Below are 19,448 nucleotides of genomic sequence, written 5' to 3' on the forward strand. Positions count from 1 at the left end.
CCCCGTCCCCGGGGCCCGCGTCACCAGGTCGCGCGGACCTGGCGGATGATCCGGCGGCGCAGTCGCACACGGCGACTGCCGTCCCGGTACAGGCTCAGGCGGTCGAGTTCCCAGTACCCGTACTCGGCATGGTCGGTCAACAGGCGGGTCGCCTCGCTCCGAGAGACACCGCGGGGCACGTACACGTCGACAAATTCGTATTCCGGCATCGCATCTATTGTGCGGGCAGAGGCCTGCTACGGATAGCGTCTGCTCTATGTCTGATGCCGCTCTTCCCACTGTTGCCGAGGTACGCGCCGCCGCCGAGGCGGTCAAGGCCGCGCTCGACCGTCACCTCGCCGCGGTCGAGCGCAGGATCGGGGACGAGGACCCCGACGTCTACGCCGCGTTCAACGAACTCGCCGCCGCGGCCGAGGTGTACGACGAACTCCTCTACGACCGCCACGACGAGGTCACCCCCTTCGAGATCCCCACGCCCGAGGACGGCGTGCCGTACACCGGCCCCGCCGAGCCCGCCGCCTTCAGCGTGCTCATCCGCCGCGACTACGCCGTCGTCGAGCCGCCGCGGCTGATCGCCCAGGCCGAGCGGATCGCCGCGCACGACCGGGACGCCGAGTTCGTCCAGGACGGCGGCACCGCCGAGGCGCTGGGCGTCCTCTTCGGGGAGTACGAACCCGACGAGATCGCCTCCCGCTTCAAGGACTTCGGGCTGGAGGAGGGTGACTCCACGCTCTGGATCGCCGCCGCGGAGGAGATGGCGGAACCGGGGGAGTGGCTGGGCTCTCCCTTCGGGAACATCGATCCGCAGGACGTGCTGCACCGGTTCGACGTCAGCTCCGTCTTCGACGAGGAAGAGGACGAAGACGAGGATGAGGATGAGGACGAGGACGAGACCGCGGAGCCGGGGCTGACCCCGGCCTGATCCCCGGCCCTTCCCCCACCCGGCCGTGGCCCCCGCCCCGCAGGGCGGGGGCCACGGCCGGGCGTCACTCCGCCCGCTCGCCCGCCGTCGCGAGCGCCTTCAGCAGACCCGCCAGCCGTGTCGTACGCGGCTTCGGCAGCACCTCGGCCACCGCCTGCGGCAGCGCCTGGTCGACGCCGTGCACCACCGACAGGTGCCGCTCGGCCCGCCCGAACGCCGTGTACACCCAGTCCCGCGACAGCGCCTGCGCCGCGTCACCCGGCAGCACGACGACCACCGCCGGCCAGCGCGTGCCGACGGCCTGATGCGCCGTCACCGCCCAGCCGTGCCGCACCTGGGACTCGACGAGCTCCTTCGGTACGACGATCCGTACGCCCGCCCGGTCCAGGTGCAGCCCCTCGGCGTCGGCCGACACCACCCGGGCCGCGAGCGCCCGCCCGGCGGACGGCACGTGGACCACCCGGTCGCCGGGGTCGAAGCCGCCGAAGCGGCCGGGACCGGGGTTCAGCCGCTCCTTGAGGGCGGCGTTCAGCGCCCGCGTCCCCGCGGAGCCTCCGTGGCCCGGGGTGATCACCTGCACGCTGTCCGCCGGGATCCCGAAGGCCCGCGGCACCGACTCCGCCACCAGCTGCACGGCCCGGTGCACGGCCTCCCCGGCGTCCTTCACCGGGACGATGACGACCTCCTTGCCGGGGGCGTCGACCTGGTTCAGCTCACCGATCCCGACCCCGGAGACGAGCTCGCCGAGGGGGCCCGGATCCGGCGTGCGGGAGACCACCTGGGGGCACGTACGGGCCGCCAGCACATCGGCGAACACCCGTCCGGCCCCGGCGGACCCGAGGACCCCGGGGTCCCCGGAGAGCACCAGCCGGGCCCCGTCCGGCACGGACTCCACCAGGGCGGCCGCGGTCTCCACGTCCAACTGCGGCGCGTCCAGCACCACGAGGAGGTCCAGCGCGAACTGCCCGTCCGCGTCCCGCCCGGGCCCCTCCGCCCCGGAGAGCAGCCCCGCCACGGTCACCGAGTCCGGGCCGGCGGGGGAGTGCGCGGCGGGCCAGGCCCGCAGGCCCAGCTCGCGGGCGGCCGCGACCAGGGCGAACACCTCGGCACGCGCGGCCTCGCCGCCCGTGTGGGCGACCAGGCCGTGGCCCGCGACCGTGCGGATCAGTTCGGCGGCGGACGGGCCCGGCGCGGCCGCGGCGGCCTGCTCCCAGTCCGCCGTGCCGCCGAAGGTGCCGGCGAGCCGGGCCAGGCCGTCGGCCAGGCTCTCCTCGGCCATGGCGGCGCCCTCCAGGCCCACGAGGAGACGTACGGGCTGCTCCTCGCCCTCCTCGACGGGCGGCCCCAGGGGCTCGTGGAAGACCAGCACCGAGCCGTCCGCGATGGCCTGTTCCAGCGCTTCGGCCGGATCCGGTACGCCGTACTGGGCCAGGGCCTTCTCCAGCACCGGCGCTTCTAGGGCGGTGTGCCCCTTGAGCCCGGCCTGGGCCAGCAGCCAGCCCACCAGGACGGTGGCGCGGCGCTCGTCCCCGGGACCGGCCCCGGAGCCCAGCAGGGACCGGGCGAAGCCGTCCGCCTGGGTCGGGCGCACGGACGCGACCGACAGCAGCCGCCAGGGGTTCTCGGTGAGCTGCTCGGCGGCTCCCTCGCCGAGGGCCGCCGCGGCGGGACCGGCCAGGGCCTCGGGGGCGCCGCCGCGGGCCAGTACGGCCCGTACGCCCTCGACGGCATCGGCGGAGGGCGCCGCCGCGGTCACCGGCGCCGGGGCGGCCGGGCGCGGCGCGGCGGGGGCGGGGGCCGGCCTGCGGGGCGCGGCCGGGGCCTCGTCGAAGTACACCGCGGGGGGCTTGTCCCCGCTCTCCACGGCCCGTACGGCGGCCAGCAGATCGGCGGCCTTCCCGCTGAGCTTGGCCCCGGCCTCGACGGGCGCCTCCCGCTCCGCCTTGCGCCGGGCGATCCGCTCCCGCTCGACCTTCTGCGCGGCCAACTCGGCCTGTGCCTCGGTGAGCGCGGGCGCCGGGGCCTCGGCGGCCGGCGCGGCGGATTCCGCTGCTTCGGCTTCGGCTTCGGCTTCTGCTTCGGGCTCGGGCCCTGCGGGGCTCTCCCCCTCCCCGCCCCCTCCCGAAACCGGGGGCTCCGCCCCCTGTCCGGTGTCAACGGCTTCGCCGTGCGGTGCGGCAGGCCCGGCCTCGGGCCCACCCGAGTCGGCCTGTGCCCCGGCCGGTTCCTCCGCGGCAGTGGCTTCGGTCTCGGCTTGGCGGTCCGTACTCACAGCGTGCTCCAGTCCTGATCGGGGTAGCGGTGCACCGGAGCCGAAACATCGTCCAGCGCCCGGCAGATCTCCTCGGGAAGACTAAGGGCCTCCACCGACAGTGCCGCCGCGAGCTGCGCCGATGTCCGCGCGCCCACGATCGGCGCGACCACCCCCGGCCGGTCCCGGATCCACGCGAGCGCCACTTCGAGCGGGGTCACGGCCAGCCCCCGGGCCGCCGTCGCCACCGCGTCCACGATCCGGCCCGCCGCCTCGTCGAGGTACGGGTCCACGAAGGCGGCCATGGAATCCGAGGCGCCCCGGGAGTCCGCCGGCACGCCGTCCCGGTACTTGCCCGTCAGCACCCCGCGCCCCAGCGGGGACGAGGGCAGCAGGCCGATCCCGAGGTCCAGCGCGGCCGGCAGCACCTCCCGTTCCACGCCGCGCTGCAGCAGCGAGTACTCCATCTGCGTCGAGGCGATCCGGGTCCGTACCCCGGGCGCCGCGAGCTGCCAGGTCGCCGCCTTCGCCAGCTGCCAGCCGCAGTAGTTGGACACCCCGGCGTACCGGGCCCGGCCGCTGCTCACCGCCAGGTCCAGCGCCTGGAGGGTCTCCTCCAGCGGGGTCGCCGGATCGAAGGCGTGCACCTGCCAGAGGTCGACGTAGTCGGTGCCGAGCCGGTCCAGCGAGGCGTCCAGCGCGTCGAGCAGGTGCCCGCGCGAGCCGTCGAACCGCCGGTCCGGGTCCGGCACGCTGCCCGCCTTGGTCGCGATCACCAGGTCCCGGCGCGGGACGAGCCCGCCCACCAGCCGCCCGAGGAGGTACTCCGCCTCACCGCCCCCGTACACGTCGGCCGTGTCGACGAGGGTGCCGCCCGCCTCCCAGAAGGTCTTCACCTGCTCGGCGGCGGCTTCCTCGCCGGTGTCACGGCCCCAGGTGAGGGTGCCGAGGCCGATCCGGGAAACGCGCAGTCCGGTGCGGCCGAGATGCCTCTGCTCCATGACCGCTGAGACTACTGGGGCGCTGACGCGGAGCGCCCTGGCACGCTACAGTCCCCGCACACCAACGTTACTGATCGGTAAACCGGTAAGGGGACGACACATGCGGCTCGGCATCAATCTCGGTTACTGGGGCGCGGGCATGGACGGCGACAACCTCGCCGTCGCCCAGGAGGCCGACCGCCTGGGCTACGACGTCTGCTGGGCCGCCGAGGCCTACGGCTCCGACGCCCCGACCGTGCTCGCCTGGGTCGCCGCCCAGACCTCGCGCATCGACGTCGGCTCGGCGATCATGCAGATCCCGGCCCGGCAGCCCGCGATGACCGCCATGACGGCGGCCACCCTCGACTCGCTCACCAAGGGCCGCTTCCGGCTCGGCCTCGGCGTCTCCGGCCCGCAGGTCTCCGAGGGCTGGTACGGCGTCACGTTCGACAAGCCGCTCGCCCGCACCCGGGAGTACGTGGAGATCGTCCGCAAGGCCATGACCCGCGAGCGGCTCTCCTACGACGGCGAGCACTGGACCCTGCCGCTGCCGGGAGGCCCGGGCAAGCCGATCAAGCTGACCGTGCACCCCGAGCGCGAGCACATCCCGCTCTACATCGCCGCCATCGGTCCGAAGAACCTGGAGCAGACCGGCGAGATCGCCGACGGCGCCCTGCTGATCTTCCCGGCCGCCGAGCACCTGGAGGCCACCGCCCTCACCCACATCCGGGCGGGCCGCGAGAAGGCCGGGCTGACCATGGACGGCTTCGACGTCTGCCCGACCGTGCCGCTGGCCCTCGGCGAGGACGTGACCGCGCTCGCGGACATGTTCCGCCCCTACACCGCCCTGTACGTCGGCGGCATGGGCAGCCGGAAGCAGAACTTCTACAACCAGCTCGCCCAGCGCATGGGCTACGAGAAGGAAGCCGCCGAGATCCAGGACAAGTACCTGGCGGGCGACAAGACCGGCGCGGCCGAGGCCGTCCCGCACTCGCTGATCGACTCGACCACGCTGCTCGGCCCCGTCGCCCGCATCGCGGACGGGATGCGGGCCTACGCGGAGGCCGGGGTCACCACCCTCACGCTGGCCCCGGCCGGATTCACGCTGGACGAGCGGATCGCCGCCCTGCGGGCCGGCACCGAGGCCATGGAGCTCGCCGGTCTCGCCTGAGACCCGGCTCCGGCCCGCCGGACCGAGTCCGGCGTCAGTAGGAGTCTGCGGCCGTGGTGGGGGCTCGGGGGGTCTTCCCCGCCACGGCCGACACAGCCAACAACGCCCCGGGTGCCCGCGGGGTTACGCGTGGCGGTCCATCCCCTCGTTTCGTTCATTCGGACGAGTAGTGAGACCTATCGGTTGCCGGTCCCCACGCCCGGCGTTTGACTCGGTTCATGCTCTCTGCCCGCAGCCTGTTCCAGGAGATCGTCGACCACGACGACTCCTTCCAGCTGTTCTGCTCCATCGCCGCCAGCGGGGAGACCCAGGGCGGCTGGGAGAACGCCCGCATCGCGGCCCTGGTGCCCGACGCCATGCGCGACCTCGCGCCCAAGATCACCCGGCACGGCGCCGACGAGGACAAGCACGGCCGGATCTTCAACGCGCTGCTGCGCAAGCGCGGCCTGCAGCCGGTCCCGGTCCCGCCCGAGACCGACTACACGATGCTGCTGGAGCGCCGCGGCATCGGCCTCGCCCACGACAAGCTGCGCCGCGAGCAGGCGCTCAGCGAGGAGGACATCGTCGTCTACCTCGCGCACAGCCGCGTCACGGAACAGCGCGCCGCCGACCAGATGGACATGCTGGTCGGGTACTTCGGAGACCACCCCGAGTTCGGCAAGGCCATCCGCATGATCGGCAACGACGAGGCCAACCACCTCGCCTACTGCCACGAGGAACTGCTGCGCCTCGCCCGCGCGGGCCACGGCCGCACCATCCAGCGGGTGCTCCGCGACAGCGCGCTCACGGAGATCGGCGTCTACCGGGACGTCAGCCTCGCCGTCATGGACCACATGGGACGGCTGCTGCACTGGCCCGCCCCGAAGGCGGCCGTGCTCGCCGCCGGCATCCGCGCCACGTACGCGTACGAACGGTTCAGCGGCTGGCACCGGATGGTCGACCTGCGGATGCCCCAGCACCGCGACGCACTGGGCGGCGCACCGGCCACCGCCCCCGAGTTCGCCTAGAGGCCGGCCGTGCCCTGCGCCACGCCGCGCCCGGCTACAGCCAGCCCCGGCGCTTGAACATGCGGTGCAGGCTCAGGCAGATGCCCACCATGACCGCCACCACCACCGGATAGCCCCAGACCTGCCTCAGCTCCGGCATGTGCTCGAAGTTCATCCCGTAGATCCCGGCCACCATCGTGGGGACGGCCGCCATCGCCGCCCACGCCGAGATCTTGCGCACGTCGTCGTTCTGACGCACCCCCATCTGGGCCAGATGCGCGGACAGCGCGTCCGACAGCAGCCGGTCGAGCCCGTCGATGTACTCGCTCGCCTTGGTCAGGTGGTCGGCGACGTCGCGGAAGAAGGGCTGCGCGTGCTCGTGGACGAAGGGGACCTCGCCGAAGGCGAGCCGCTCCATCGGCTGGAGCAGCGGGTTCGTCGCCCGCCGGAACTCCAGCACCTGCCGCTTGAAGCCGTAGATCCGGGCCGCGGTGTTCTTCGCGTTCGAGGGGTTCGGGGAGAAGACCTCGGCCTCCAGCTCCTCCAGATCGACCTGGAGCTCGGCCGCCACCTCGATGTAGTGGTCCACCACCGCATCGGACACCGCGTACAGCACGGCCGTCGGACCGTGCCTGAGGACATCCGGCTCGTGCTCCAGCCGACGCCGTACGGCGGCCAGCGCGGCGCCCTCGCCGTGCCGGACCGTGACCACGAAGGAGTCGCCGATGAACAGCATCAACTCGCCCGTGGTCACCGTGTCGGACACCTCGTCGTACATCACCGGCTTGAGGACGACGAACAGCGAGTCGTCGTACACCTCCAACTTCGGGCGCTGGTGCGCGGTCAGCGCGTCCTCCACCGCCAGCTTGTGCAGGCCGAACTCCCGGCTGACGTGATCGAACTCCTGCTCCGTCGGCTCGTACATGCCGATCCACAGGAAGGCGTCCCCGCTCGCCCGGGCCGCGTCGAGCGCGTCCGAGAGATCCTCGGGTCCCTCGGTGCGGCAGCCGTTCTGATAGATGGCGCAGTCCACAATCACGCGGGCATTGTCCCTCGTCCACGGCCGGCCCGCACTCCGGCCCCACCGCATAGGCTGCCCCCATGGCCACGCTGATCCTCGTACGACACGGGCGGTCCACCGCCAACACCGCAGGGTTGCTCGCCGGGTGGACCCCGGGAGTCGGCCTCGACGAGCGCGGCGCCGAGCAGGCCGCCGCGCTTCCCGGAAGGCTCGCGGGCGTGCCGCTCGCCGCCGCCGTCACCAGCCCGCTGCAACGCTGCCGGGAGACCCTCGCCCCCCTGCTGGCCGCCAGGCCCGAGCTGGAGGTGCACACCGACGAGCGGATCGGCGAGTGCCACTACGGCGACTGGTCCGGCCGCAAGCTCTCCGAGCTCTCCGACGAACCGCTGATGAAGATCGTCCAGCAGCACCCCTCGGCCGCCGCCTTCCCCGGCGGCGAGTCCATGCGCGCCATGCAGGCGCGCGCCGTGGACGCCGTACGGGAATGGAACGCGCGGGTCGAGGACGAGCACGGGAGCGACGCCGTCTTCCTGATGTGCTCCCACGGCGACATCATCAAGTCCCTTGTCGCGGACGCCCTCGGGATGCACCTGGACCTCTTCCAGCGCATCCACGTCGACCCCTGCTCGGTCACCGCCGTCCGGTACACGCCGACCCGGCCGTTCGTGTTCCGGCTGGGCGACACGGGGGACTTCGGGCCGCTCGTGAAGCGTCCGGCCGCGCCGGAAGCGGTCGCTTCGGACAAAGACGCCGAAGACACGGGGAACGCCGTCGTGGGAGGCGGCGCGGGCGCGGCGTGATCGGACGGCGCAGTAGGGTGGACGGGCCACAAGGGCGCAGACCTGCCCCTGCCGCTGAGACTTGGAGACTGGACGTGCCCCGTCAGGTGTTCCTCTACGACCCCCCGGACCGCTTCGTGGCCGGCACGGTCGGTCTGCCGGGACGCCGTACGTTCTTCCTGCAGGCCTCCTCCGGCCCCCGCGTCACCAGCGTCTCCCTGGAGAAGACCCAGGTCGCGGCGCTCGCCGAGCGGATGGACGAGCTGCTGGACGAGGTCGTGCGGCGCACCGGCGGCAACGCCCCGGTGCCGGCCGTCGCCCCCGCCGAGGCCGCGGACACCGCCCCCCTCGACGTCCCCGTCGAGGAGGAGTTCCGCGTCGGCACCATGGCCCTGGCCTGGGACGGCGAGGAGCAGCGGATGATCGTCGAGGCCCAGGCCCTGGTGGAACTCGACGCCGACTCCGACGAGGACCTCGCCGAGGCGGAGGAGCGGCTCCTCCAGGACGAGGAGAACGGCCCGCCCATGCTGCGGGTCCGCCTCAGCGGCGCCCAGGCCCGCGCCTTCGCCAAGCGGGCCCTGGACGTGGTCAACGCCGGCCGCCCGCCGTGCCCGCTGTGCAGTCTGCCGCTGGACCCGGAGGGGCACGTGTGCCCGCGCCAGAACGGCTACCGGCGCCAGGCGTGACCGACACGGGGGAGATCGAGGAACTGCTCGCCAAGGGCGAGCTGACCGTCATCGGCCGGATCCGCGAGGCGTCCAACGCCGTCCTGCTGTGCACCGTCACGCACGAGGGCGCCAGCGCCGACTGCGTGTACAAGCCCGTCAAGGGCGAGCGGCCGCTGTGGGACTTCCCCGACGGGAGCCTCGCCCAGCGCGAGGTCGCCGCCTACCTGGTCTCCGAGGCCACCGGATGGGGCCTGGTGCCCACCACCGTGCTGCGCGACGGACCGTACGGCGAGGGCATGGTCCAGCGGTGGATCGAATCCGCCGAACCGGAAGGCGAATCCCCGGCCGGCGGGCTCCTCGCGCTCGTCGACGGCGAGGAGGCGGGGGAGGGCTGGAAGCCCGTCGCCCTGGCCGAGGTGGGGGAGGGCCGCACCGCGCTCCTCGTCCACGCCGACGACCCGCGGCTGCGCCGGCTCTCCGTACTCGACGCCGTGATCAACAACGGCGACCGCAAGGGCGGCCACCTGCTGCCCGCACCCGACGGCCGCATCTACGGCATCGACCACGGCGTGACCTTCCACGCCGAGGACAAGCTGCGCACCCTGCTGTGGGGCTGGGCGGGGGAGCCGCTGACCGACGAGGCGCGCGAGGTGCTGACCGGGCTGGCCGCCGGGCTGGCCGCCGGAGCCCCGCTCGCCACCCGGCTGGCCGAACTGATCACCGCCGTCGAGCTGGCCGCAGTACGGGCCCGGGTGGCACACCTGCTGCGCACCGGAACCCACCCGCAGCCGTCCGGGCAGTGGCCGTCTATCCCCTGGCCACCGGTCTGAACCGGCCATCCGCCACACGCACAGATTCGGCCAGACCGCAAGAGTGCCGATCAAGACAACAGTCCAGGTCCGGTTCGTTTCCGGAACATGCGTCCGGTTAGGCTCGAGACATGCATGCCTGGCCCGCTTCTGAGGTCCCCGCCCTTCCTGGCAAGGGCCGCGACCTCCAGATCCACGACACCGCGACCCAGGGGACGATCACCCTCGCCCCCGGTCCCGTCGCCCGTATCTACGTCTGCGGCATCACCCCGTACGACGCGACCCACATCGGTCACGCGGCGACCTACAACGCGTTCGACCTCGTGCAGCGCGTGTGGCTCGACACCAAGCGGCAGGTCCACTACGTCCAGAACGTCACCGACGTGGACGACCCGCTCCTGGAGCGGGCGCTGCGCGACGGCCACGACTGGACCGAGCTGGCCGAGCGCGAGACCGCGCTCTTCCGCGAGGACATGACCGCCCTGCGGATGCTGCCGCCGCAGCACTACATCGGAGCCGTCGAGGCCATACCCGGCATCGTGCCGCTGGTCGAGCGGCTGCGGGACGCGGGCGCGGCGTACGAGCTCGACGGGGACGTCTACTTCTCGGTCGAGTCCGACGCGCACTTCGGCGGGGTCTCGAACCTCGACGCCGAGGCGATGCGGCTGCTCTCGGCGGAGCGGGGCGGCGACCCCGACCGGCCCGGGAAGAAGAACCCGCTGGACCCGATGCTGTGGATGGCCGCGCGTCCGGGCGAGCCGAGCTGGGACGGCGGCTCGCTGGGCCGCGGCCGGCCGGGCTGGCACATCGAGTGCGTCGCCATCGCCCTGGACCACCTGGGCATGGGCTTCGACATCCAGGGCGGCGGCTCCGACCTGGCCTTCCCGCACCACGAGATGGGCGCCTCGCACGCCCAGGTGCTGACGGGCGAGTTCCCGATGGCCAAGGCATACGTGCACGCGGGCATGGTCGCCCTGCACGGCGAGAAGATGTCGAAGTCGAAGGGCAACCTCGTCTTCGTCTCCGCCCTGCGGCGCGCCGGGGTGGACCCGGCGGCCATCCGCCTCGCGCTGCTGTCGCACCACTACCGGGCCGACTGGGAGTGGACCGACGACGTCCTCGCCGAGGCGGTGGCCCGGCTGGAGCGCTGGCGCGCGGCCGTGTCCCGGCCGGACGGGCTGCCGGCGGACGCGCTGGTCGAGGAGGTCCGCGAGGCCCTCGCGAACGACCTCGACGCCCCCGCGGCGCTCGCCGCCGTGGACCGCTGGGTCGACGCCCAGAACGCCTCGGACGGCGACGACGAGTCGGCCCCCGGCCTGGTCTCCCGCACGGTGGACGCCCTGCTGGGCGTGGCCCTCTAACAGCGGCAGGCACACGAGGAAGCGCGCTCCCGGCCCGATGCCGGGGGCGCGCTTCGCCGTTCACCGCGTCACTGCATGACGGTCACCGGCGGGTGCCGGGGATCGGCGGGGCACGCGTAGAACTGCAGGGTGTAGCCGCGGCCCACGGTCACCCGGGTGGGGGCGGCGTCCGCGTCGTGCGGTTCCTCGACGGGACGCCAGCTGACGGTGGCGGGATTCCACTCGGCGTGGTCGAGGGTGAGCAGCGGCTCGCCGACGGCCGCGCACTCCCGGCAGCGCAGTTCCTCCGGGCCGCCGGAATCGCGGAAGGTGAACGGGGCGGCCCAGCCGCCGGCCTTCCACCCCGCCGCGACCGACAGGGCATCCCGGTAGTCGGGGGCCCCGTCCTCCTCCCAGCGGCGGATCCGCCCGGCCAGTTCCGGGTCCAGATCGTGCGCGGCCGGGTACTCGCGGACCTGTTCCGGATGGAGCACGCACGGGACCGGCACCAGCTCGTCCGTGCCCACGTACGCGGGCTCCGGCGCGGCCGCCAGGACCTCCGCCACGTCGTCGGCACGCCGCCACCGCAGCTGGACGGCCTCCGAGCCCTCCTGGTCCTCGATGTCGATGAACGGGCACCACAGCACCTGGAGCAGGTCCGTGCCCTCGGGGAACGGCAGGCCGGGGACGTCCCCGGCGTACAGCTGCGCCACCGGTATCAGCGGGTGCGCGCCTTCGGGCAGCAGGGCCGGATCGTGGCCGGCGTTGATCCGGGAGACCTCGGCATGGTCCTCGGCCGTCCACACGTCGCGGGCGCGGATCCGCCGGAGCGTGCGGATCTCCTCGGGCGTGTTCAGCGGGAAGGGGGCGTCGTGCTCCTGCGAGCACGACGCCCAGGGCTCACCGGCCGGCCACAGCAGCGGCCCGCCCACCGAGCTGTCGTGCACGGTGGGGGACCCCGGGCGGGGGTGCAGCCGGGTCGCGGTCCTGGCCAGGTCCGCGAGCTCCGGGAACACCGTGGCAGCGTCGAGCGGGCGGGGCGGGGTGGTACGGGTCATGCTTCCCTCTCTCGGAACGGCAACCCGTATCCAAGCAGGGCGTACTGACAGCCGGACAGCCCGGGCTCCTAGGTCCCGGGGGTCTCCCCGTCCCCGTCGGCGCCGTCGGCCTCGCCCTCGCCCTCGGCGGGGCCGTCCGGATCCGCCGCGTCGTCCGGCTTCGCCTTCGGCTGGGGGCGGCCACCGGACAGGTCCCGGAAGTACGAGCCCGTGTCCGTGGCCGTCTCCGGGCCCGCCGCCGGGTCACGCCGCCGCAGGTACCGCTCGAACTCCCGGGCGATCGCGTCACCCGAGGCCTCCGGCAGGTCCGCCGTGTCCCGCGCCTCCTCCAGCGTCTGGACGTACTCCGCCACCTCGCTGTCCTCGGCGGCCAGTTGGTCCACGCCCAGCTGCCACGCCCGCGCGTCCTCCGGCAGCTCGCCCAGCGGGATCCGGATGTCGATCAGATCCTCCAGCCGGTTCAGCAGCGCCAGCGTCGCCTTCGGGTTCGGCGGCTGCGACACGTAGTGCGGCACCGCCGCCCACAGCGACACCGCCGGCACGCCCGCGTGCGTACAGGCCTCCTGCAGGATGCCCACGATGCCCGTCGGGCCCTCGTACTTGGTCTCCTCCAGGTCCATCGTCCGCGCCAGGTCCGCGTCCGAGGTGACCCCGCTCACCGGCACCGGCCGGGTGTGCGGAGTGTCCCCGAGCAGCGCCCCCAGGATGACCACCATCTCCACGCCCAGCTCGTGGGCGAAGCCCAGGATCTCGTTGCAGAACGACCGCCACCGCATGGACGGTTCGATCCCCCGGACCAGCACCAGGTCGCGCGGCTTCGCCCCGCCGATCCGGACCACCGACAGCCGGGTCGTCGGCCACGTGATCTTCCGTACCCCGTTGTCCAGCCATACCGTCGGCCGGTTGACCTGGAAGTCGTAGTAGTCCTCGGCGTCCAGAGCCGCGAAGACCTCGCCCTTCCACTCCCGGTCCAGGTGTGCGACCGCACCGGAGGCCGCGTCACCCGCGTCGTTCCAGCCCTCGAACGCGGCCACCATGACCGGGTCGATCAGCTCGGGCACGCCCTCAAGCTCGATCACCCAGGTCTCCTTCCGAAGTTCCCCTTGCGTACGTGGGTCAGCCTAAGCCTTGATGAGGCACCGGCCACAGCCCACGACAGAGGGGCGGTTCCCCTCGGAACCGCCCCTCTTCCCCACCTGCGTAAGAGCTATGCCTTGTGGCCCAGCATCTCCTCGACACGAGCCCGTACGGCCTCGTCGTCCAGGCCGCGGATCGTCACCGTCGTACGGCGGCGCAGCACGTCGTCGACCGTCTCGGCCCACTCGTTGTCACGGGCGTACGCGACCTGCGCCCAGATCTCCGGACCGTCCGGGTGGATGCGCTCGGCCAGCGCCGGGTCCTCGTTCGCGAGGCGCGCGATGTCGAAGGCCAGCGAGCCGTAGTGCGAGGCCAGGTGGCGGGCGGTGAGCGGGTCCATCCGGGTGCCCGGCTCACGGTCCACCAGCAGCCGGTGCGCGACCGCGTTCGGGTTGGCGACACCGGGCAGCGCGATCCGGCGCACCAGGGACTTCACCGGCTCCATGTCCTCGGTCAGCGGGCTGCCCGGGAGCTTCGACAGCTTGTCCATGACCACGCGGCCGATGTGGCGGTACGTCGTCCACTTGCCGCCGGCCACCGACAGCATGCCGCCGGCGCCCTCGGAGACGACCGTCTCGCGCTTGGCCTTCTCCACGCCGCCGGGGCCGCCGGGCAGCACCCGCAGGCCCGCGAAGGCGTACGTCATCAGCGAACGGTCCAGGTCGGCGTCCTTCACCGAGAAGGCCGCCTCGTCCAGGATCTGCGCGATGTCGGACTCGGTGGCGCGCACGTCCGCCGGGTCGCCCTCGTACACCTCGTCGGTGGTGCCGAGCAGCAGCTGGTCCTCCCAGGGGAGGGCGAAGGTGATGCGGTACTTGTCGATCGGGGTGGCCATGGCGGCCTTCCACGGCGACTTCCGCTTCATGACGATGTGCGCGCCCTTGGAGAGGCGGATCGACGGCATCGAGTGCTTGTCTTCCATGCGCCGCAGGTGGTCCACCCACGGGCCGGTGGCGTTGAGCACGACGCGCGCGTCGACCCCGAACTCGGTGCCGTCGAGACGGTCCTTGAGCTCGGCGCCGGTGACCCGGCCCCGCGTCTTGCGGAGCCCGGTGACCTCGGCGTGGTTGAGGACGACCGCGCCCGACTCGACGGCCGCGCGGACCGTCATGACGGCGACGCGCGAGTCGTTCATCTGGTGGTCGTAGTAGACCGCGACGGCCTTGAGGTTGTCCGTCTTCAGACCCGGGTTGTCGGCGGCGGCACGGGCCGGCGATATGACCTTGCCCATGCCGTCGCCGAAGGCCGAGAGGGCGGAGTAGGCGAAGACGCCCGCGCCCAGCTTGGCCGCACCGACCGGTCCGCCCTTGTAGACCGGCAGGTAGAAGGTGAGCGGGTTGACCAGGTGCGGGGCCACGTCCTTGGCCAGCACCCGACGCTCGTGGTGGTTCTCCGCGACCAGCTTGACCGCGCCGGTCTGCAGGTAGCGCAGACCGCCGTGGACGAGCTTGGAGGAGGCCGAGGAGGTGGCGCCGGCGAAGTCGCCGGCGTCCACCATGGCAACCCGCAGACCCGACTGCGCGGCGTGCCAGGCCACCGAGGTGCCCAGGATTCCACCGCCGATGACCAGCAGGTCGTACGTGGCCTTCGCCAGCTGCTCACGGGTCTCGGCGCGGCTCGCGTTCGAACCGGCGGTCGGGTGCGTACCCAGGGTGGGAACGCTCTGCGGGCTGCTCATATCTCTTTAGCTCCTCGTCGATTCGTCAGCCGAGTGCGGTCAGCTGGCGTCTTCGTCGTCGACCCAGCCCATGGAACGCTCCACGGCCTTGAGCCAGCTCTTGTACTCGCGGTCCCGCTGCTCGGCGGGCATCCGCGGGGTCCACTCCGCCGCGCGGCGCCAGTTGGCGCGCAGGGCGTCGGTGTCGGGCCAGAAGCCGACGGCCAGGCCGGCGGCGTAGGCGGCGCCGAGGCAGGTGGTCTCGGCGACCATCGGGCGCACCACGGGGGCGTCCAGGAAGTCCGAGAGCGTCTGCATCAGCAGGTTGTTGGAGGTCATGCCGCCGTCGACCTTGAGGGCCGCGAGCTCGACGCCCGAGTCCTTGGTCATGGCGTCGGTGATCTCGCGGGTCTGCCAGGCGGTGGCCTCCAGGACGGCACGGGCGATGTGCGCCTTGGTGACGTACCGGGTCAGGCCGGTGATCACACCGCGGGCGTCGGAGCGCCAGTACGGGGCGAACAGGCCGGAGAAGGCCGGCACGAAGTAGGCGCCGCCGTTGTCCTCGACCGAGGAGGCCAGGGTCTCGATCTCGGCGGCCGACTTGATCAGGCCCATCTGGTCGCGCATCCACTGGACGAGCGAGCCGGTGACGGCGATGGAGCCTTCCAGGGCGTAGACCGGCTTCTGGTCGCCGATCTGGTAGCCGACCGTGGTCAGCAGGCCGCTGTAGGAGTTGATGATCTTGTCGCCGGTGTTCATCAGCATGAACGTTCCGGTGCCGTACGTGGACTTGGCCTCGCCCTCGGCGAAACAGGTCTGGCCGAAGAGGGCGGCCTGCTGGTCACCGAGCGCCGAGGCGACCGGGACACCGGCGAGGACGCCGTCCTTGACGTGGCCGTAGACCTCGGCGGAGGACTTGATCTCGGGGAGCACGTTGAGCGGGACGCCCATGGACTCCGCGATCTTGTCGTCCCAGGCCAGCGTGTGCAGGTTCATCAGCATGGTGCGCGAGGCGTTGGTGACGTCGGTGACGTGCACGCCGCCCTGGGCGCCACCCGTGAGGTTCCAGATGACCCACGAGTCCATGGTGCCGAAGAGGATGTCGCCGGCCTCGGCGCGCTCGCGCAGGCCCTCGACGTTGTCGAGCAGCCAGCGGACCTTCGGGCCGGCGAAGTAGCTCGCCAGCGGCAGGCCGGTCTCGCGGCGGAAGCGGTCCTGGCCGACGTTGCGGCCGAGTTCCTTGCACAGGGCGTCGGTGCGGGTGTCCTGCCAGACCAGCGCGTTGTGCACCGGCTCGCCGGTGTTCTTGTCCCACAGCAGGGTGGTCTCGCGCTGGTTGGTGATGCCGACGGCCTTGACGTCGGCGGCGGTGATCTCCGCCTTGGCGATGGCGCCGGCGACGACCTCCTGGACGTTGGTCCAGATCTCCGCGGCGTCGTGCTCGACCCAGCCCGGCTTCGGGAAGATCTGCTCGTGCTCCTTCTGGTCGACGGCGACGATGCGGCCGTCACGGTCGAAGACGATGCAGCGGGAAGAGGTGGTGCCCTGGTCGATCGCGGCGATGAAGGGGCCGGTGCTGCTGGTCATGTGGCTGCTCCTGGCAGGTCTGGTGAGTAGGCGGAATCAGGAGGGCGGTGCGGATCTTACGAACGCGGCCGTGCTGATCAGGCGAACGCGAGGTTGTAAAGACCACCGGCGAGGGCGGCACCGACGAGCGGGCCGACCACCGGGATCCAGGAGTATCCCCAGTCGGAGCCGCCCTTGTTGGGCAGCGGGAGCAGGGCGTGCACGATGCGCGGACCGAGGTCGCGCACCGGGTTGATGGCGTAGCCGGTCGGGCCGCCGAGCGAGAGGCCGATGCCGACGACCACGAACGAGGTGATCAGGACGCCGATGACACCGAGGCCCTTGCCGTCGTCCTGGAGGCCCTGGGTCAGGATCGCCAGGACCAGGACGGCGGTGCCGATGATCTCGGTCGCGAGGTTCTGCACGACATTACGGATCTCGGGGCCGGTGGAGAAGATGCCGAGCACCGGGCCGGCCTGGTCGTGCGGGTGCGGGTCCTCGGGGCCGAGCGTGGCATCGCGGATGTGCTCCGGGTCCGCCAGGTGCACGCGGAACTGACCGTAGTAGGTGATCCACATCAGGACCGCGCCGAGCATGGCGCCGAGCAGCTGGCCGGCGAAGTAGACGGGGGTGTCGCCCCACTCGCCGGTCTTGACCGCGAGGCCGACGGTGACCGCCGGGTTGAGGTGCGCACCCGAGAGCGGCGCGGAGACGTAGGCGGCGATCAGTACGGCGAATCCCCAGCCGAACGTGATGGCGAGCCAGCCCGCATTGCGGGCCTTGGAGCTCTTGAGCGTCACTGCGGCGCAGACGCCACCGCCGAGCAGTGTGAGCAGGGCGGTACCGATGGTCTCGCCGATGAAGATGTCGGAGCTGGACACCCGCGACTCCTTACGTACGTCCAGGGGTGGGCGGACACCGGGTCCCTCCGGTGGTTCCGCGCACTCGGTGAGTGCTGCACCGGTCCTTGGCCTTGTCGCATCCTAGCGCGTATTGCCGTTAGGTGTTCGACAATGCCGACCGGTGAACGGCAGTTTTCCGCCCAAGTGAAGAATGCGTCAAGAGCCCGCCAGGCCAAGGTGTCGGATCGTTACCACTAGGTACGATCGCCCAAAACAAGCCATCCTGCAGTCGAGATATGGCGAAAAGTGGGCAGAAAGCAGCCAGATGGCGGCTCTGGGGTGCTAAAGCAAGGTCAGAACCGGCCCGCGCCGAGGTCGCGTGAAACCGATCGCGCACAGTCCCGTACGGAGGCCACGAGGGCCGCATGGGGCTCGCCGGACGCCCCGCAGACCCGTTCCACGGCACCCGCCACCGCCACCGCGCCGACCGGCATCCGGCGCCGGTCGTGGATCGGCGCCGCCACCGAGGCGATGCCCTCCCACGTCTCCTCGACGTCGGCGGCCCAGCCGCGCGCCCGGGTCAGGTCCAGGATCTCCTCGAAACCCACGGCGTCCGTGACCGTACGGGGGGTGAACGCCTCGCGCTCCACCTCCAGCGACTGGGTGTGCGCGACCGGGTCGTACGCGGACAGCACCTTGCCCAGCGCGGTCGAGTGCAGCGGCTGCATGGCCCCGACCTCCAGCACCTGGCGGCTGTCGTCGGGCCGGAAGACGTGGTGCATGATCAGCACCCCGCTCTTGTGCAGCACGCCCACGTACGTGCTCTCGCCGCTCGCCCGGGCCAGGTCGTCCGTCCAGACCAGGGCGCGGGCGCGCAGCTCGTGCACGTCGAGGTAGCTGTTGCCCAGGCGCAGCAGCTCCGCGCCCAGCTGATAGCGGCCGGAGGCGGGATCCTGCTCCACGAAGCCCTCGGCCTGCAGGGTGCGCAGGATGCCGTGCGCCGTCCCCTTGGCCAGGCCCAGCGAGGAGGCCACGTCGGAGAGCCCCAGCCGGCGCTCTCCGCCCGCCAGGAGCCGCAGCATCGCAGCGGCTCGTTCGAGCGACTGGATGTTCCGTGCCATCGCGCAGCCTCCTGCTGACCTTGCTGTCATTACTGACCATCTTGATGCGGTTCGACAATGCTGAACAGTATCGGCCGATGCCGACCTTGCGCAGCGAGGGGGAAACTGTTCGCCGTACCGTCGCCGGGACACCCTTGGCAACCCCTGCCACAGAATGCAGTCCGCCACGTGGGACACCCGCACCGGGGCCGGTGCCTCGCGGTTACGCTGACGACGTGCACCCTTGACACAGAGGGGGTGCAAAGCCGACAGCCGTCGCATTCCAGGGAGCACAACCATGGCTTCGTTGCCCAACCCGTCCGCTGACACCCAGACCCGGGCCGATGCCCTCCGTGAGGCGCTCGCGACCCGCGTGGTCGTCGCCGACGGGGCCATGGGAACCATGCTCCAGGCGCAGGACCCCACGATGGAGGACTTCCAGCAGCTGGAAGGCTGCAACGAGGTCCTGAACATCACCCGCCCCGACATCGTGCGCTCCGTGCACGAGGAGTACTTCGCGGTGGGTGTGGACTGCGTCGAGACGAACACCTTCGGTACGAACTACGCCGCGCTGGCCGAGTACGACATCGCCGAACGCAACTTCGAGCTGTCGGAGGCGGGTGCCCGGATCGCCCGCGAGGTCGCGGACGAGTTCACGGCGTCGACGGGGCAGCAGCGCTGGGTGCTCGGCTCCATGGGCCCCGGTACGAAGCTGCCCACCCTGGGGCACATCACCTACGGGCAGATCCGTGACGCCTACCAGATCAATGCCGAGGGCCTGATCACGGGCGGCGCCGACGCCCTGCTGGTGGAGACCACCCAGGACCTCCTCCAGACGAAGTCCTCCATCATCGGTGCCCGCCGCGCCATGGAGGCCCTGGGCGTCACCGTCCCGCTGATCTGCTCCGTCACCGTCGAGACCACCGGCACGATGCTGCTCGGTTCGGAGATCGGTGCGGCGCTGACGGCGCTGGAGCCGTTGGGCATCGACATGATCGGGTTGAACTGCGCCACCGGCCCCGCCGAGATGAGCGAGCACCTGCGCTATCTGGCGCGCAACGCCCGCATCCCGCTGTCCTGCATGCCCAACGCCGGCCTGCCCGTCCTGACCAAGCAGGGTGCCCACTACCCGCTGTCCGCGGCCGAGCTGGCCGACGCCCA

General features: G+C 72.0%; 18 protein-coding genes. 8 read left to right on the forward strand and 10 right to left on the reverse strand.

Annotation, left to right across the window (positions count from 1 at the left end):
• Positions 1-20 precede the first annotated feature (20 nt).
• Positions 21-209, reverse strand: a complete 189-nt coding sequence (locus ACFYZ4_RS36505; RefSeq protein ID WP_351304768.1) for a DUF5703 family protein — start codon at positions 207-209, stop codon at positions 21-23.
• Positions 210-256: 47 nt separating this feature from the next.
• Here ACFYZ4_RS36505 and ACFYZ4_RS36510 point away from each other — a divergent pair, with 47 nt between their 5' ends.
• A complete protein-coding gene (locus ACFYZ4_RS36510; RefSeq protein ID WP_390785993.1) occupies positions 257-922 on the forward strand; it encodes a hypothetical protein in 666 nt (221 codons plus the stop codon).
• 64 nt (positions 923-986) lie between these two features.
• Here the strand turns inward: ACFYZ4_RS36510 and ACFYZ4_RS36515 are convergent, their stop codons facing one another.
• A complete protein-coding gene (locus ACFYZ4_RS36515; RefSeq protein ID WP_390786005.1) occupies positions 987-3,206 on the reverse strand; it encodes an ATP-binding domain-containing protein in 2,220 nt (739 codons plus the stop codon).
• Positions 3,191-4,174, reverse strand: coding sequence for an aldo/keto reductase (locus ACFYZ4_RS36520; RefSeq protein ID WP_351301217.1), 984 nt, complete (start codon positions 4,172-4,174; stop codon positions 3,191-3,193). The genes ACFYZ4_RS36515 and ACFYZ4_RS36520 overlap by 16 nt, the downstream gene beginning before the upstream one ends.
• A 100-nt stretch (positions 4,175-4,274) precedes the next feature.
• On the opposite strand from ACFYZ4_RS36520, the gene ACFYZ4_RS36525 reads away from it, so the two are divergent.
• Both ACFYZ4_RS36525 and ACFYZ4_RS36530 read left to right on the forward strand, forming a co-directional pair.
• Complete coding sequence (locus ACFYZ4_RS36525; protein ID WP_351301219.1) at positions 4,275-5,324, forward strand: LLM class F420-dependent oxidoreductase; 1,050 nt, start codon at positions 4,275-4,277, stop codon at positions 5,322-5,324.
• 218 nt (positions 5,325-5,542) lie between these two features.
• Positions 5,543-6,331, forward strand: coding sequence for a ferritin-like domain-containing protein (locus tag ACFYZ4_RS36530; protein WP_351594463.1), 789 nt, complete (start codon positions 5,543-5,545; stop codon positions 6,329-6,331).
• A 34-nt stretch (positions 6,332-6,365) separates the two neighbouring features.
• Here ACFYZ4_RS36530 and ACFYZ4_RS36535 read toward each other — a convergent pair whose 3' ends face one another.
• Positions 6,366-7,400, reverse strand: a complete 1,035-nt coding sequence (locus tag ACFYZ4_RS36535) for a magnesium and cobalt transport protein CorA (protein ID WP_351301223.1) — start codon at positions 7,398-7,400, stop codon at positions 6,366-6,368.
• Positions 7,401-7,411: 11 nt separating this feature from the next.
• Here ACFYZ4_RS36535 and ACFYZ4_RS36540 point away from each other — a divergent pair, with 11 nt between their 5' ends.
• The 4 genes from ACFYZ4_RS36540 (at position 7,412) to mshC (ending at position 10,948) form a co-directional block, all read left to right on the forward strand.
• Positions 7,412-8,131, forward strand: coding sequence for a histidine phosphatase family protein (locus ACFYZ4_RS36540; RefSeq protein WP_351301226.1), 720 nt, complete (start codon positions 7,412-7,414; stop codon positions 8,129-8,131).
• Positions 8,132-8,205: 74 nt separating this feature from the next.
• Positions 8,206-8,796, forward strand: coding sequence for a DUF3090 domain-containing protein (locus ACFYZ4_RS36545; RefSeq protein ID WP_351301229.1), 591 nt, complete (start codon positions 8,206-8,208; stop codon positions 8,794-8,796).
• The gene (locus tag ACFYZ4_RS36550) at positions 8,760-9,608 is read left to right on the forward strand and encodes an SCO1664 family protein (RefSeq protein WP_390785994.1); all 849 of its coding nucleotides are present in this window, start codon (positions 8,760-8,762) and stop codon (positions 9,606-9,608) included. Before ACFYZ4_RS36545 ends, ACFYZ4_RS36550 begins: the two co-directional genes overlap by 37 nt.
• 110 nt (positions 9,609-9,718) lie before the next feature.
• On the forward strand, positions 9,719-10,948 hold the full coding sequence (gene mshC / locus ACFYZ4_RS36555) for a cysteine--1-D-myo-inosityl 2-amino-2-deoxy-alpha-D-glucopyranoside ligase (RefSeq protein WP_351301235.1): 1,230 nt from the start codon (positions 9,719-9,721) through the stop codon (positions 10,946-10,948).
• 68 nt (positions 10,949-11,016) lie between these two features.
• Here the strand turns inward: mshC and ACFYZ4_RS36560 are convergent, their stop codons facing one another.
• From ACFYZ4_RS36560 to ACFYZ4_RS36585, 6 genes are all read right to left on the reverse strand, one after another.
• Positions 11,017-11,985 carry a hypothetical protein gene (locus tag ACFYZ4_RS36560; protein ID WP_390785995.1) on the reverse strand — a complete coding sequence of 323 codons (969 nt, stop codon included), beginning with the start codon at positions 11,983-11,985 and terminating at the stop codon, positions 11,017-11,019.
• 68 nt (positions 11,986-12,053) lie between these two features.
• Positions 12,054-13,064 (reverse strand): PAC2 family protein, encoded by a 1,011-nt coding sequence (locus tag ACFYZ4_RS36565; RefSeq protein WP_390785996.1) that lies wholly within the window; start codon positions 13,062-13,064, stop codon positions 12,054-12,056.
• Positions 13,065-13,192: 128 nt separating this feature from the next.
• Positions 13,193-14,800, reverse strand: coding sequence for a glycerol-3-phosphate dehydrogenase/oxidase (locus ACFYZ4_RS36570; protein WP_351301244.1), 1,608 nt, complete (start codon positions 14,798-14,800; stop codon positions 13,193-13,195).
• Positions 14,801-14,839: 39 nt separating this feature from the next.
• A complete protein-coding gene (glpK, locus tag ACFYZ4_RS36575; RefSeq protein WP_351301247.1) occupies positions 14,840-16,366 on the reverse strand; it encodes a glycerol kinase GlpK in 1,527 nt (508 codons plus the stop codon).
• 77 nt (positions 16,367-16,443) lie between these two features.
• Positions 16,444-17,226 carry an MIP/aquaporin family protein gene (locus ACFYZ4_RS36580; RefSeq protein WP_351301250.1) on the reverse strand — a complete coding sequence of 261 codons (783 nt, stop codon included), beginning with the start codon at positions 17,224-17,226 and terminating at the stop codon, positions 16,444-16,446.
• Positions 17,227-17,540: 314 nt separating this feature from the next.
• A complete protein-coding gene (locus tag ACFYZ4_RS36585; protein ID WP_351301253.1) occupies positions 17,541-18,308 on the reverse strand; it encodes an IclR family transcriptional regulator in 768 nt (255 codons plus the stop codon).
• A 277-nt stretch (positions 18,309-18,585) separates the two neighbouring features.
• Here ACFYZ4_RS36585 and ACFYZ4_RS36590 point away from each other — a divergent pair.
• Positions 18,586-19,448 (forward strand): homocysteine S-methyltransferase family protein (locus ACFYZ4_RS36590; RefSeq protein WP_390785997.1); only part of this gene is annotated, 863 nt, incomplete at its 3' end.

The sequence above is a fragment of the Streptomyces sp. NPDC001513 genome (assembly GCF_042894695.1).
In the GTDB taxonomy this organism is placed as follows: domain Bacteria; phylum Actinomycetota; class Actinomycetes; order Streptomycetales; family Streptomycetaceae; genus Streptomyces.